The organism is Actinacidiphila yanglinensis, from assembly GCF_900107965.1.
In the GTDB taxonomy this organism is placed as follows: Bacteria; Actinomycetota; Actinomycetes; order Streptomycetales; family Streptomycetaceae; genus Actinacidiphila; species Actinacidiphila yanglinensis.
In genome coordinates, this window is record NZ_FNVU01000001.1 from 872,353 (window position 1) to 886,540 (window position 14,188).

A 14,188-nucleotide genomic window follows, 5' to 3' on the forward strand; every position below is an offset into this window, starting at 1 on the left:
CCTTCGGGGCCCGCCCGTCCTGCCCCGCACCCGCGTCCCCGGACCACCCGCCGGTGGCGGCTTGCGCGCGCAGTTCCTCCCCCAGCTTGGCGGCTGGGTGGGGCCCCCAGCGCCCCCTGGATGTGTGCGGCTCTTTCCGCGAAAGGAGCGCAGCCACCAAGGGGCGCGGGGAACTGCGCGCTCAGCCGGGGCGTTGGCGCGCCGGGCCCGCGGGCCGAGCCTCAGCGGCGGGGAGTCGGCGGCCCACCCCGCGGGGTCGGGCCCCGAAGGCAGCGCTGGGGGCACTCCCCCTGGCTTCGCCGGGGGCACCCCCACCCAGCCGCCTGGGGAGGAACTGCGCGCTCAGCCGGGGCGTTGGCGCGCCGGGCCCGCGGGCCGAGCCCCCGGCGGCGGTGATCAGGGGGCCGCCGGCCCCGACCCCCTCCCGCCCGGCGCAGCCGCATGCGTACAGTGCGGATATGGGAGCCGGAGTCGACGAAGTACTGCACGTCAGGGGCCGGGTGCTGGCCGGACCGGACGACGCGGAGGTCAGGGGCGAACTGTGGGTGGTGGGCGGGCGGATCACCTACACGAAGCCCTCCGCCGAGGTCACCGCGACCGCCGAGGGCTGGGTCCTGCCGGGTCTGGTGGACGCCCACTGCCACGTCGGCCTCGACGCGCACGGCGCCGTGGACGACGCCACCTCGGAAAAGCAGGCGCTGACCGACCGCGACGCCGGCGCCCTGCTGCTGCGCGACGCCGGCTCGCCCAGCGACACCCGGTGGGTCGACGACCGCGACGACCTGCCGAAGATCATCAGGGCGGGCCGGCACATCGCCCGCACCCGACGCTACATCCGCAACTACGCCCACGAGATCGAGCCGGGCGACCTCACCGCGTACGTCCGCCGGGAGGCCCGCCGGGGCGACGGCTGGGTGAAGCTGGTGGGCGACTGGATCGACCGCGAGATCGGCGACCTCGCCCCGTGCTGGCCGAAGGACGCGGTGCGCGAGGCCATCGCGGCCGCCCACGAGGAGGGTGCCCGCGTCACCGCGCACTGCTTCGCGGAGGACTCCCTCGCCGACCTGGTGACCGCGGGGATCGACTGCATCGAGCACGCCACCGGGCTCACCGACGACACCATCCCGCTCTTCGCCGAGCGGGGCGTCGCGATCGTGCCGACCCTGGTCAACATCGCGACCTTCCCCCGGCTCGCGTTCGGCGGCTCCGTCCGCTACCCCCGCTGGTCCGCCCACCTGGAGCGGCTGCACGCCCGCCGCTACCGGACCGTGCGGGACGCCTACGACGCCGGCATCCCCGTCTACGCGGGCACCGACGCGGGCGGCGGCATCTCCCACGGCCTGGTCGCGGAGGAGGTGTCCGAACTGGTCCGCGCCGGGCTGCCGAACACCGCCGCGCTGTCCGCCGCGACCTGGGGTGCCAGGCGCTGGCTCGGCCGCGACGGGCTGGAGGAGGGCGCCCCCGCCGACCTTCTGGTGTACGAGGCGGACCCGCGCGAGGACGTCGCGGTGCTGGCCGCGCCGCGCCGGATCGTGCTGCGCGGCCGCACGGTGGCCTGAGGCCGCGGCGGCCGCGCCGCCCCCTGCGAACGCCCGCCCACCCGGGGCCGGATGGGGACGCGCGAGCCGGGCGGCTACCAGTGCCGGCCGTCCGGCATCCCGGCCAGTCCCGGCGCGGACAGGTGCAGCACCTCGTACCGCTCGGTGGCGTCCTCGGCGGCGGGGACCTCGTCCTGCCACAGTACGAAGCGCAGCAACTGCCAGCTCGCCGGGGCCAGTGCGAGGACCGCGGTGTGCACGCCTTCCCGGCCGGCGAATGCCGCCAACTCCCCGGTCTCGCGGTCGATCGCGGCGCTGAGGCCCAGACCGGTGCCGTCGACGTCGGGGTCGGCCGGCGGCACGCTCAGGCGCCGGGAGGCGGCCCGGGGGGCCGCGGCGCGGGCCGGGCCGGCGACGGTGGCGAGGACCGTCCAGGTGCCGACCGGCACCCGCCCGAAGTTCCGGGCGATCCGCTCGAAACCGGCGCCGCCGACCAGGAAGCGGGCCATCGCGCCCGCGTCCTGCCACAGGTACAGCGCACCGTACTCGTTGACCGGCGAGCCGGACCGGCCGCGATCGCGGATCAGGTAGGCCTTGAGCGCGAGGCCGGCGCGGTCGTCGAACATCGGCCGGACCGCCGCGCTGCGCTCGCGCAGCACCGCCATGTCGTAGTCGGCCGGCAACGTGATCGCGTACTGGGAAGCGTCCATGACCGGCAGTGTACCTACTAGTTGGTACAGTCCGGCAGCCTGGCGGCTCGTCAATCCGGCGACCCGGGAGCCCCTCGACGGGGGTCGGGATCCTCTCCGGGGAGTGAGCCGAACAGAACGGCCGTGCGCCGGAAATCGAAGAAACGCGCGGAAACCACCCTTCTGAGTGAACTGGCTCCGTGTAGCCGTCAATTCACCCTCAGTGCGTAAACATGGCCGGGTCGATGTCCCCGGCGGCTGTCCCCAATCAGCGCGCGCCGGGGGCTCCATCCCATACGTGGGGGTTTCCCAACCGTGTACCGCACCATCAACTTCCGCCTGCCCGCGCGCCGTTCGGCCGCCGTCCTCGGGGCCGCCACGGCGCTCGCCGCCGGGACCGTGCTGGCCGTCGCACCGGCGGTGCAGGCCGCGCCCGCGACCTCGCACGACTCCGGCGCCGCCACCGCGACCGACCTGCGCGCGGGCCTGGACGTGTCCCTGCTCGGCAGGACCGTGGACGTGCCCGTCAACGTCGCCCTGAACGACGTGCACGCCCCCGCCGACGCGAAGGAGACCGCGCTGAACGTCACGGTCGGCCACGGCGTCGAGGCGAACCGTTCCATCAGCATCCTGCGCGCCTCGGTCGCCACCGCGAACGCCACCACCGGCCATGACAAGGCCGAGGGGGTCGCCACCATCGCGACCGCCCAACTGCACGTCCCCGGGCTGCCGTTGCTCTCCCTGGTCAAGCTGGACGCCGTGACGTCCACCGCGACCTGCCGGGTGGGCCACCGGCCGGTCGCCTCCTCGCACCTCGCGGGCGTCACCGTGCTGGGCAAGCGGATCGCGCTGTCGGCGATCGGCACCACGAAGGTCGCCGTCCCCGGCGTCGGCGTGGTGGAGCTGGACCTGACGAACACCGTCACCACCACCGGTACCGCGGCCGCGACCGCCCTGCAGCTCAAGGTCGACATCGACCCGCTGAGCCTCGGCGTCGCACACGTGACCGGCGACGTCACCCTCGCCCAGGCCACCTGCCGCACCCCGCACGACGGCGGCGGGTCGTCCGGTGGGTCGTCGGGCGGTGCGTCCGGCGGATCGGGCGGGTCCGGTAATGGCGGCTCCTCCGGCAACGGTGGTACGAGCGGTGGCCACTCCTCGGGCGGCTCCGGCAACGGCGGTGCCTCGGGCGGCGGTTCGAGCAGCGGCTCCACCGGTTCGGGCGGCTCGTCCGGCTCCTCGGGCTCGTCCGGTTCCTCGGGCTCCTCGGGTTCTTCCGGTTCCTCGGGTTCCGGCTCCTCCAGCACGGGCGGCTCGGGCGCGCAGACCCAGACGGTCGCCGACGCCGCGGACAACGGCAACCTCGCCGAGACCGGGGCCGGTTCCACCACCCCGTACCTCGCGGTCGGCGCCGTGGCGCTGGTGGCCGCGGGCGCGCTGACCTTCGTCTTCACCAACCGGCGTCGCAAGCAAGCGAGTTCGTCCGCCGACGGCGACGTGTGATCGCCACAAGGCGGTAACAAGCGCGGGGGGCGGCATCGGCGGTGGTGCCGCCCCCCGTACTCTGTTCCTCACGCCCGGGTCGCGCGAGCGGCGGCGGTACGGGCACCGGCAGGGTGGGGCAACAGGGGCGGGCGGGGCATGAGTGACGGGCTGTTCGCGGGCAGATACGAACTCGCGGAGCTGCTCGGCTCCGGGGGCATGGCCCGGGTGCACCGGGCCCGCGACACGCGGATGGGCCGCATCGTCGCGATCAAGACGCTGATGCCCGAGCTGGCCCTCGACCCCGACGCCAGGCGCCGGTTCGCCCGCGAGGCGCACGCCGCGGGCTCGCTCAACCACCCGGGCATCGTCACCGTCCACGACCAGGACGAGTATCGCGACGGCGACACCGTCGTGCCGTACCTCGTCATGGAGTACGTCCAGGGCGGCACGCTGGCCCAACTCGTCCGCGAGCAGGCGCCGTTCACGCCCGAGCGGGCGGTGCGGATCGTCTGCGACGTGCTCGACGCGCTCGCCCACGCGCACGCCCACGGCACGGTGCACCGCGACGTGAAGCCCGCCAACGTGATGGTCACCACGGGCGGTGCCGTCAAGGTCGCCGACTTCGGCATCGCCCGCGTGCTCGATGTCGACACCCGGCTGACCACCGCGGGCTCCTCCATCGGCACCCCCAGCTACATGTCGCCCGAGCAGGTCAACGGCGGCGACGTGGACGCCCGCAGCGACGTCTACGCGGTCGGCTGCGTGCTCACCGAACTGCTCACCGGCAAGCCGCCGTTCCACGACGGCAACCCGCTCAGCGTCATGTACTGGCACGTGCACTCCGAGCCGCCCGCGCCCTCCGCCGCCAATCCCCGGGTGCCGGCGGAACTCGACGCTCTGGTCCTGGCGGCGCTGGCGAAGGACCCGGCCGGCCGCCCCGCCGACGCCGGGATCTACCGGGCCCGGCTGTGGGCGTGGCTGACCGCCGCCCGCGCCACCACGGTGACCGGCCCGGCCACCCTGCCGCCGCAGGACTTCGGACTGGCGCCCCCCGGCACCCCGCAGGACTCGCCGTCCACTCCGGCCAAGCCGGCCACGCCGTCGAGTCCCCTGGCCACCCCGCCCGGGCACCCCGGTGCCGACCCGCGCGCCACCTTCGGGGTCGGCGCCGCGCTCCCCGCGATCCCGCCCCAGGACACGCCGCCGTCGCCGGCACCCGGGCCCTACCAGGGACTTCCGGGTGCGCCGCAGACTCCGCAGCCGCCCGGCGCGCCGGCCTCCGGCTTCGGCGAGCACCCGGCGTACTCCCGCAGCCCGCAGGTGCCGCTGCCCCCGCCGTACCAGCCGAGCACCCCGCCGCCGGTCAACGCCGGCGCCGGTGCGGTGCCGCACCAGCAGCCCGCCATGCACGGGGGAATGCCGCCCGGCCCGCACGCCGGCATGGCCCCCGTGCCGCACTCCGCCGGGATGCCGGGTCCGACGCCGGGCTGGAGCGCGCGCCGCAAGATCCTCACCGGCGTCGCGGCACTCGCCTTCGCGGGCATCACCGTGTCCGTCGTGCTCGCCACCGGGGCCTTCGGCGACAAGCCGGGCCCCAAGCCCAGCCCGGACCCGCCGACGCCGACCCCGACCAGCGGCCAGGCCGCCCTCAAGCGGCACGGCGGTACGGCCGGCACCGGCTACAACGGGGGCGTCGACGGGGTCGTCCGGCCCTCCGTCCAGACCGGCGGCACGGTCGACCTGGCCGCCTCCTACATCGACTCCAGCCTGCTGGACCCGGCCGACACCTACGACCCCAGCGCCTGGAACGTCCAGCGCCTGCTCTACCGCAACCTCGTCGGCTACGCCCCCGCGCCCGGCGACAAGGGGCGCAAGCTCCTGCCCGACCTGGCCACCACCACCGGCGACGTCGGCGACAACGGCCTGACCTGGACGTACCACCTGAAGGACGGCATACGCTTCCAGGACGGCTCGCCGATCACGTCCAAAGACATCAAGTACGGCGTCGAGCGCACCTTCGACCGCGGCGTGCACGGCGGCGGCCCGACGTACCTGTCCGACCTCCTCGACGAGGGCCAGCACTACCCGGGCCCGTACGACGACAGCGACCCCGACAAGATGGGCCTGAAGTCGGTCGCCACCCCGAACGACAGCACCATCGTCTTCACCCTCGCCAAGCCCTACGCCGACTTCCCCTACATCCTGGCGATGTCGGTCGGCGCCGCGGTGCCGCCGGCCGCGGACACCGGCAACGGCAAGGACTACGAGAAGGCGCCGGTGGCCAGCGGCCCCTACAAGGTGAGCAGTTACCAGCCCGGCAAGTCGCTGCACCTGGTCCGCAACCCCGAGTGGGACGCGACCACCGACCCGATCCGCTCCCAACTGCCGGTCGGCTACGACCTGAAGCTCTACGACTCCCAGGACGAGGTCGAGAAGGCCCTCCTCGACGGCACGGCCGACCTGGACTTCTCCGAGACGCTGCTCGACGACCAGACCGAGACGCAGGTCATCAACAGCCCGGCGGAGAAGGCGAACACCGACCTCGCCTACACCGGGGCGACCCGCTACCTGAGCCTCAGGACGGACGTGGCACCGTTCGACAACGCCGACTGCCGCAAGGCCGTGGCGTACGCCGTCGACCGGGCCCAGGTCGAGGCCGCGCTCGGCGGGCAGTACGAAGGCGGCGAGGTCGCCACCACCATGCTGCCGCCGACCAACATCAGCCATGACGCCGACGCGCACCTGTACTCCAGCACCGCCGGCGAGCAGGAGGCGGACGACGCCCGCACCGAACTCGACAGCTGCGGCAAGGCGGACGGGTTCCGCACCACGCTGGTGGGCATCTCCAGCGCCTCCAAGGGCAACGACGCCATGCAGGCGATCGCCGCCTCGCTGAAGCAGGTCGGCATCGACGTCACCGTCAAGACGATGGACGCGACCGCCTTCTACGACACCCTGCTGACGCCCAGCAAGCTCAAGGCAGCCAAGTGGGGCATGGTGTACACCGCGTGGATCGGCGACTACCCGACCGGCGGCGGCTTCCTGCGCCAGCTCGTCCAGCCCGGCGGCGTCAGCAACTACGCGAACCTCGACGACGCCACCCTCAACCACATGGTCGACCAGGCGGACACGCTCACCGGGGCGACCGCCGCGGCCAAGGCCTGGACCTCGATCGACGCGCAGCTCATGAAGGACGCCGCGATGGTGCCGCTGGTCTACGACCGGCACCTGGTCTACCGCGGCAGCCGCCTCACCAACGTCTACCAGCAGCAGGTGATCGGCCAGGTCGACCTCAGCGCGCTGGGCGTGAAGTGAGGACGGCGGCCAGCGCGTCGAGGAAGCCGTCGGTGGTACGGCGGTCCCGCACCGCCACCCGCAGCCAGTCCGGGTCCAGGCCGGGGAAGGTGTCGCCCCGGCGCACCGCGTAGCCCGACGCCCGCAGGGCCGCGCGCACGCCGGCCCCGCCCGGCAGCCGCAGCAGCAGGAACGGCGCGGCCGGCGCGTCCCCGGCGGTCCGCACCCCCGGCAGTTCCCGCAGCCGCTCCAGCAGGTACGAACGGTCCGCGGCGACCTGCAGGGCCGCCTCGGCCGCCTCCTCCAGGGCCCGGTCCGACACGCACGCCACCGCCGCCGCCAGCGCGGGAGTGGACACCGCCCACAGCGGCTGGGCGGTTTCCAACGCGGCGACCACCTCCGGCTCGGCGAGTACGTAGCCGACCCGCAGTCCGGCCAGTCCCCACGTCTTGGTCAGGCTGCGCAGCACCACCAGCCCCGGCACCCCGGCCGCCGTGCTCCCGTCGGCCAGCGACTCCCGCTCGCCCGGCACCGCGTCCATGAACGCCTCGTCCACCACCAGCGTGCGCCCGGGCCGTGCCAACTCCCTTACCAGCGCGGACGGATGCAGGACCGAGGTGGGGTTCGTCGGGTTGCCCACCACCACCAGGTCGGCGTCGTCGGGGATCCTGCCGGGGTCGAGCCGGAACCCGTCCGAGGGGTCCAGCACCACCCGTTCCACCGCGTGCCCGGCCGCCCGCAGCGCGGCCTCCGGCTCCGTGAACTGCGGGTGCACGACCACCGCGCGCCGGGGCCGCAGCGTCCGCGCCAGGAGCACGAACGCCTCGGCCGCGCCCGCCGTCAGCAGCACCTCCGGGTCGGGCCGGCCGTGCCGCAGCGCCACCGCGTGCCGTGCCGCCCGGCCGTCCGGATACGCCGCCAACCCGGCCAGCGAGCGGCCGATCACCTCGGCGAGCCACGCGGGCGGCGTTCCCGCCCGGACGTTGACCGCCAAGTCGACCAGCCCCTGGCCCACTTCGGCATCGCCGTGGTGCCGCAGGTCGTGGCCGTCGGGGTACATGTCGTCTCCTCGTGCGGGTGTCGGTGTCGTGCCGTCCGCGGGCGCGGGTGCCGCGCGGGCGACGGCGACGGTCGCGTGGGCCGACTTCCGCTTGGCGAGGGCGAGTGCGGCGCCCGGGCCGGCGGCGAGCAGCGCCGCGGCTTCGGCGACCGACGGGGTCCCGAGCGCGGCGAGGACCGCCCCGGACGGGGTCGGCACCGCCACCCGCGCGAGGTCGGCCGGGGGCAGGCCGAGCACCGGCACCCCGAGGTGGGCCGCGGCCGCGGCGATCCCGGGGGCCCGCTCCTTGCCGGCGATGGTGGCGAGCGCGACCACGGCCGCCCCCGCCGCCCCTGCCTCCGCCAGCGCCGCCCGCACCAGGGGCACGACCTCCGCCGTGCCGGCCGCGCTGCCGGCGCCGACGCCGACGTAGAGCCGCTCGCTCACCGGGACGGCCGGGCGGAGCAGAAGTCCACGAAGCGCCGGGCGACGGAGGGTTCCGCGGCCCAGTGGGTGTGCAGGTAGGAGGCGTGCACCCGGCCCTGGACGAAGCCCTCGACCCGGCGCTCGGGACGGATGAATCCCCAGGCGGGGGCCGGGCCCGCGGTCGGCTCGACCCGGGTGCGGTGGAACTCGTGCCCCCGGATCCGGGTCCCCGCGGCGGCGAGCACGCTGTCGCCGACCGCTACCGCCTCGCGGTAGCCGAGCGTGAGCCGGGCGCCCATCGCCGCCTTAGCGTCGAGCACCCCGCACATCGGCCGGCCGTCCAACTCCCTCACCAGGTAGAGCAGTCCGGCGCACTCGGCGGCGAGCGGCCCGGTGAAGGCCGCGACCTCGCGGCGCAGGGCGCCGTTCGCGGACAGCTCCGGGCCGTACATCTCGGGGAAGCCCCCGCCGATCACCACGCCCCGGGTGCCGGGGGGCAGCGCCTCGTCGTCGAGCGGGTCGAAGCCCACCACGTCGGCGCCCGCGGCGGTCAGCAGTTCCTCGTGCTCGGGGTACGCGAACGTGAAGGCGGCGCCGCGGGCCACCGCGACCACGGGCCGGGCGGCAGGCGGGAGTCCGGCCGCGTCGCGGCCGGCGACCGGCGCCGCACCCGCCAGCGCCACCTCACTCGCGGGGTCCCACGCCGTACCCGCCAGCGGGGGAGCCGTGCGCGCGAGCGCCAGCAGGGCGTCGAGGTCGCACCCGGCGGCGATCCGGTCGGCGACCGCGTCCACCCAGGCCAGCGCCTCCGCGCGCCGCTCCGCGACCGGCACCAGACCCAGGTGACGCGCGGGCACCGCGAGCACGTCGGAGCGGCCCAGCGAGCCCAGCACGGGCATGCCGACCTCCTCCAGCGCCGCGCGCAGGATCTCCTCGTGCCGTGCCGAACCGACCTTGTTGAGCACCACCCCGCCCAGCCGCACCCCCGGGTCGAAGGAGGCGAAGCCGTGCACCAGGGCCGCCACCGACCTGGCCTGCGCGGAGGCGTCCACCACCAGCACCACCGGCGCGGCCAGCACCTTGGCGACCTGCGCGGTCGAGGCCAGCTCGCCGTGCCCGGTGGCACCGTCGAACAGCCCCATCACGCCCTCCACCACCGCGAGCGCCGACCCGGCCGCCCCATGCAGGAAGAGCGGCACCACCCGCTCCACCCCGCACAGGTACGGATCGAGGTTGCGGCCCGGCCGGCCGGTGGCGAGCGCGTGGTACCCCGGGTCGATGTAGTCCGGGCCGACCTTGTGCGGGGACACCGCCAGGCCCCGTGCCGCGAACGCGGCCATCAGCCCGGTGGCGACCGTCGTCTTGCCGCTGCGCGACGACGGTGCGGCGATCACCAGCCGCGGCACCGACGCCGCCGCGCTCACCACTCGATCCCCCGCTGACCCTTCTGCCCGGCGTCCATCGGGTGCTTGACCTTCGTCATCTCGGTCACCAGGTCGGCGAAGTCCAGCAGTTCGGCCGGGGCGTTCCGCCCGGTGACCACCACGTGCTGGGTGCCGGACCGGTCCCGCAGCACCCGCACCACCTCGTCCACAGGCACCCAGCCCCAGTGCATCGGGTACGCGAACTCGTCCAGCACGTACAGCCGGTACGTCTCCGCGGCCAGGTCGCGCTTGACCTGCTCCCACCCCTCCCTGGCGGCCTCCTCGCTGGAGGCGGGGTCACGCTGCACCCAGGACCAGCCCTCGCCCATCTTGTGCCAGGTGACCGCGCCGCCCTCGCCGGAGGCGCCGAGCACCTTCAGCGCGCGCTCCTCGCCGACCTTCCACTTCGCCGACTTGACGAACTGGAACACCCCCACCGGCCAGCCCTGGTTCCACGCCCGCAGCGCCATTCCGAAGGCCGCCGTCGACTTGCCCTTGCCCGGCCCGGTGTGCACGATCGTCAGCGGCCGATTGCGTCGCTGACGAGTCGTCAGGCCGTCGTCCGGCACCTCGGTCGGCTGTCCCTGCGGCATTACGCGGCCCTCCGTACGTCCTTGACCAGCGCGGACACCGTGTCGGCCCGCAGCTCCTCCAGCGCCACCGCGGCAGCGCCCAACTCTCTTGCCAGCGCGCCCGCGAGGCCGAGCCGCACCGGACCCGTCTCGCAGTCCACCACCACCGATGCCACGCCCGCGGCTGCCAGCAGCCGCGCCGCAGCTGCCGCCCGGGGCACCGGTTCGGGGCCGCCGGTCGCCCGGCCGTCGGTCACCACCACCAGCAGCGGCCGCCGCGAGGGATCGCGCAGCCGCTCCACCCGCAGCACCTCGTGCGCCCGTAGCAGGCCCGCCGCCAGGGGTGTACGGCCACCGGTCGGCAGCTTCTCCAGCCGGGCCGCGCCCGCGTCCACCGACGACGTCGGCGGGAGTGCCAGCTCCGCGCCCGCGCCCCGGAAGGTGACCAGCCCGACCTTGTCCCGGCGCTGGTAGGCGTCCAGCAGCAGCGACAGCACCGCGCCCTTCACCGCGCCCATCCGCCGGCGCGCCGCCATCGACCCCGAGGCGTCCACCACGAAGAGCACCAGGTTGCCCTCCCGGCCTTCCCGCACCGCCTGCCGCAGGTCGTCGCGCCGCACCACCAGCCCGCGGCCCGCGCGGCCCCGCGCCCGCTGATGCGGCGCCGCCGCCCGTACCGTCGCCGCCAGGTGCAGCGACGCCAGCCGGCCCCGCGGCCGCTCCGCGCCGGTCGTCCGCCCGTGGGCGGTCCGGGCCCGCGAGCGGCGGCCCGCCGCGCCCTCGCCCAGCCCGGGCACGGTCAGCGCGCGGGTCCGGTACGGGTCCCCGGCGGCGAGCGGCGGCTGCTCGGGTGCGGCCGCGGCCTTCCCACCCGTCCCCGCGCCGGCCCGCTCCGGAGCAGGGGCCGTCGCGCCGTCGGATCCGCCTGATCCGTCTGTGGTGGCCGAACCCGCCTCGGCGCCGGGGCCGTTGCCCGGATCGCGCTGCGGCGGCACCCCGCCACCACCCGGCCCCCCGCCGTCGGGACCGTCACCGTCGGGCCCGCCCTCGGGATCGGGGTCGGGTTCCGGCTCCGGGTTCCCGTCCGTGTCCTGGGCGTCGCGCCGCGCCTGCTCCGCCTCCTCGGCCTGCTCCGCCTCCTGGCGGGCCCGCTCCAGCGTCTCGTCCAGCTTGTCCTCGTCCAGCCCCGGCGCGTCGAAGGGGTTGCGGCGGCGCCGGTGCGGCAGAGCGAGCAGCGCGGCCTGCCGCACATCCGCCGTCGTCACCTCGGACCGGCCCGCCCACGCGGCCAGCGCGGTGGCCGTGCGCGCCATCACGATGTCCGCGCGCATCCCGTCCACCTCGAATGCCGCGCAGGTCGCGGCGATCTGCCGCAGCACCGCATCGCCGAGGACCACGGCCGGCAGCAACTCCCGGGCCACGGCGATCCGTTCGCGCACCTCCCGCTCCTCGACGGCCCAACGCGCCGCGAACCCGGCCGGATCCGCGTCGTACGCCAGCCGCCGCCGGACGACCTCCACCCGCTCGTCGGTCTCGCGGGAGGCGGCGACCTCCACGGTCAGCCCGAAGCGGTCGAGCAACTGCGGCCGCAGCTCGCCCTCTTCGGGGTTCATCGTGCCGACCAGCAGGAAACGCGCCGCGTGCCGGACCGACACGCCCTCGCGCTCCACGTAACTCGCCCCCATCGCGGCCGCGTCCAGCAGCAGGTCCACGAGGTGGTCGTGCAGGAGGTTGACCTCGTCGACGTAGAGCAGGCCGCGGTGCGCCTCGGCCAGCAGGCCCGGCTCGAACGCCTTCACGCCCTCCGCCAGCGCCCGCTCGATGTCGAGGGAGCCGACCAGCCGGTCCTCCGACGCCCCGACCGGCAGCTCGACCAGCCTCGCGGCCCGCGGCACCCCCTGGACGTCGGCGGGGTGCGGCCCGTCCGGGCAGTCCGGGTCGGCCGCCGCCGGGTCGCAGTTGAACCGGCAGCCGGGCACCGCGGTCAGGCCCGGCAGCAGCGAGGCGACCGCGCGCACGGTCGTGGTCTTCGCCGTCCCCTTCTCCCCCCGGACCAGGATGCCACCCACGGCGGGGCTGACCGCGTTGAGCAGCAGCCCCAGGCGCAGATCCCGCTGGCCGACGATCGCCGAGAACGGGTAGGGCACGCTCATGAATGGGTCGCTCCTTCGGGGAAGTTGCCGGTGGGCCGGCCGGATGTGCCCGTGCGGGCGGTCGTCGGGGCGGTCACGGTGCCCCCGGCGGCAGGAAGGGCAGCCCCTGCGGCGGGCCCTGCTCGATCAGCCGCAGCAGCGCGGCGGTGTCGGCGTGCTCCTCCACCAGGTCCGCCAGCCGCTCCAACTGGCCCTCGCGCAGGGCCTCGAAGACCGTGTCCGGGGCCGGGGCGAACCTCCGGCCCGCAACCTCGGCGACCTCGGTCAGGAACGCCCGCCGGAAGCCGTCGCTCTCCAGCGATCCGTGCCAGTGGGTGCCCCAGACCGCACCGACCCGGCAGCCGTCGAGGAACGGCTCGTCGCCGCCGAGGAGTTCGGCCACGCCGTGGTGGATCTCGTAGCCGCGCACCGGCTCGCCGTACTGCGTGCCCTCGGGCCGGGCGAGGGTCTTCTCCCGGGCGAAGCGGACGCGGACCGGCAGCAGGCCGAGGCCCGGCACCGTGCCCTCCTTCGACTCCACCTCGTCGTCGATGCGTTCGGCGAGGATCTGGAAGCCGCCGCAGATGCCGAGCACCGGGCGGCCCTCGGCGGCGCGGCGGCGGACGGCGTCGGCCAGGCCCCGCTCGCGCAGCCAGGCCAGCGCGCGGACGGTGCCGCGGGTGCCGGGCAGGACCACCAGGTCCGCGTCGGCGAGTTCGTCCGGGCGGTCCACGAACCGCACCACCACACCGGGCTCCGCGGCGAGCGCGTCGAGGTCGGTGAAGTTCGACATCAGCGGGACCGCGGCCACCGCCACCCGCAACACCTCGTCCCCGTGGGGCGGTTCGACCGCGGACTCGCGCACGGCGCCGCGCAGCGACACCCGCAGGCCGTCCTCCTCGTCGATGCCGAGGCCGTGGGCGAAGGGGAGCACCCCGAGAGTGGGCCGGCCGGTGAGGGTGCGCAGCATGTCCAGACCGGGCTGGAGCAGCGACACGTCGCCGCGGAACTTGTTCACCAGGTAGCCCGCGATCAGCCGCTGGTCCTCCTTCGCGAGCAGGGCCGTCGTGCCGTAGAAGGACGCGAAGACGCCGCCGCGGTCGATGTCCCCGACCACCAGCACCGGCAGCCCGGCGCTCCTGGCCACGGCCATGTTGACGATGTCGGTACGGCGCAGGTTGATCTCCGCGGGGCTGCCCGCGCCCTCGCAGATCACGGCGTCGTGGCCACGGCCCAGCTCGGCCAGGCACTCCACCACGGTGTCCAGCAACTCGGCCTGCCTGCCCCCGTGGTAGCCGCGTGCGCTCAGCTCGCCGACCGGCTTGCCCAGCACCACCACCTGGCTGCTGCGGTCGCTTCCGGGCTTGAGCAGCACCGGGTTCATCAGCGCCGACGGCTCCACCCGGGCGGCCTGCGCCTGCATCGCCTGCGCCCGGCCGATCTCAGCGCCCTCCCGGGTCACGTAGGAGTTCAGCGACATGTTCTGGCCCTTGAACGGCGCCACCCGCAGGCCCTTGCGGGTCAGCCACCGGCAGATCCCGGCGGTCACCACGCTCTTCCCGGTGTCGGAGCCGGTCCCGGCGACCATC

At 75.3% G+C, this 14,188-nt stretch carries 9 protein-coding genes; 3 read left to right on the forward strand and 6 right to left on the reverse strand.

Annotation, left to right across the window (positions count from 1 at the left end; all coding sequences use genetic code 11):
- Positions 1 to 458 precede the first annotated feature (458 nt).
- Positions 459 to 1,559, forward strand: coding sequence for an amidohydrolase family protein (locus tag C4U44_RS03610; RefSeq protein ID WP_103884062.1), 1,101 nt, complete (start codon positions 459 to 461; stop codon positions 1,557 to 1,559).
- A gap of 74 nt (positions 1,560 to 1,633) precedes the next feature.
- On the opposite strand, the gene C4U44_RS03615 is transcribed toward C4U44_RS03610, so the two are convergent.
- Entirely contained in the window at positions 1,634 to 2,248 is a 615-nt protein-coding gene (locus tag C4U44_RS03615) for a DUF4865 family protein (protein ID WP_103884063.1), read from the reverse strand.
- 294 nt (positions 2,249 to 2,542) lie between these two features.
- Here C4U44_RS03615 and C4U44_RS03620 point away from each other — a divergent pair, with 294 nt between their 5' ends.
- The gene (locus tag C4U44_RS03620; RefSeq protein ID WP_235031766.1) at positions 2,543 to 3,730 is read left to right on the forward strand and encodes an SCO1860 family LAETG-anchored protein; all 1,188 of its coding nucleotides are present in this window, start codon (positions 2,543 to 2,545) and stop codon (positions 3,728 to 3,730) included.
- A gap of 138 nt (positions 3,731 to 3,868) precedes the next feature.
- Positions 3,869 to 7,027, forward strand: coding sequence for an ABC transporter substrate-binding protein (locus C4U44_RS03625; RefSeq protein ID WP_103884064.1), 3,159 nt, complete (start codon positions 3,869 to 3,871; stop codon positions 7,025 to 7,027).
- On the opposite strand, the gene cobC is transcribed toward C4U44_RS03625, so the two are convergent.
- The 5 genes from cobC to C4U44_RS03650 all read right to left on the reverse strand — a co-directional run bounded on the left by cobC (position 7,005) and on the right by C4U44_RS03650 (position 14,187).
- Positions 7,005 to 8,492 (reverse strand): Rv2231c family pyridoxal phosphate-dependent protein CobC, encoded by a 1,488-nt coding sequence (gene cobC, locus C4U44_RS03630; RefSeq protein ID WP_103884065.1) that lies wholly within the window; start codon positions 8,490 to 8,492, stop codon positions 7,005 to 7,007. The genes C4U44_RS03625 and cobC overlap by 23 nt on opposite strands.
- Complete coding sequence (locus C4U44_RS03635; protein ID WP_103884066.1) at positions 8,489 to 9,895, reverse strand: cobyrinate a,c-diamide synthase; 1,407 nt, start codon at positions 9,893 to 9,895, stop codon at positions 8,489 to 8,491. The genes cobC and C4U44_RS03635 overlap by 4 nt, the downstream gene beginning before the upstream one ends.
- Complete coding sequence (cobO, locus tag C4U44_RS03640) at positions 9,892 to 10,488, reverse strand: cob(I)yrinic acid a,c-diamide adenosyltransferase (RefSeq protein ID WP_103884067.1); 597 nt, start codon at positions 10,486 to 10,488, stop codon at positions 9,892 to 9,894. The genes C4U44_RS03635 and cobO overlap by 4 nt, the downstream gene beginning before the upstream one ends.
- Entirely contained in the window at positions 10,488 to 12,620 is a 2,133-nt protein-coding gene (locus C4U44_RS03645) for a putative cobaltochelatase (protein ID WP_103884068.1), read from the reverse strand. Before C4U44_RS03645 ends, cobO begins: the two co-directional genes overlap by 1 nt.
- A gap of 73 nt (positions 12,621 to 12,693) precedes the next feature.
- The gene (locus tag C4U44_RS03650) at positions 12,694 to 14,187 is read right to left on the reverse strand and encodes a cobyric acid synthase (protein WP_103884069.1); all 1,494 of its coding nucleotides are present in this window, start codon (positions 14,185 to 14,187) and stop codon (positions 12,694 to 12,696) included.
- Position 14,188: the final 1 nt, after the last annotated feature.

Excerpts from the sequence above, each read along its gene's own strand:
- C4U44_RS03650 (WP_103884069.1), bottom strand. The coding sequence starts at position 14,187 with ATGGTCGCCGGGACCGGCTCCGACACCGGGAAGAGCGTGGTGACCGCC.
- C4U44_RS03610 (WP_103884062.1), top strand. The coding sequence starts at position 459 with ATGGGAGCCGGAGTCGACGAAGTACTGCACGTCAGGGGCCGGGTGCTG.
- cobO (WP_103884067.1), bottom strand. The coding sequence starts at position 10,488 with ATGCCGCAGGGACAGCCGACCGAGGTGCCGGACGACGGCCTGACGACT.
- C4U44_RS03645 (WP_103884068.1), bottom strand. The coding sequence starts at position 12,620 with ATGAGCGTGCCCTACCCGTTCTCGGCGATCGTCGGCCAGCGGGATCTG.
- C4U44_RS03615 (WP_103884063.1), bottom strand. The coding sequence starts at position 2,248 with ATGGACGCTTCCCAGTACGCGATCACGTTGCCGGCCGACTACGACATG.
- C4U44_RS03625 (WP_103884064.1), top strand. The coding sequence starts at position 3,869 with ATGAGTGACGGGCTGTTCGCGGGCAGATACGAACTCGCGGAGCTGCTC.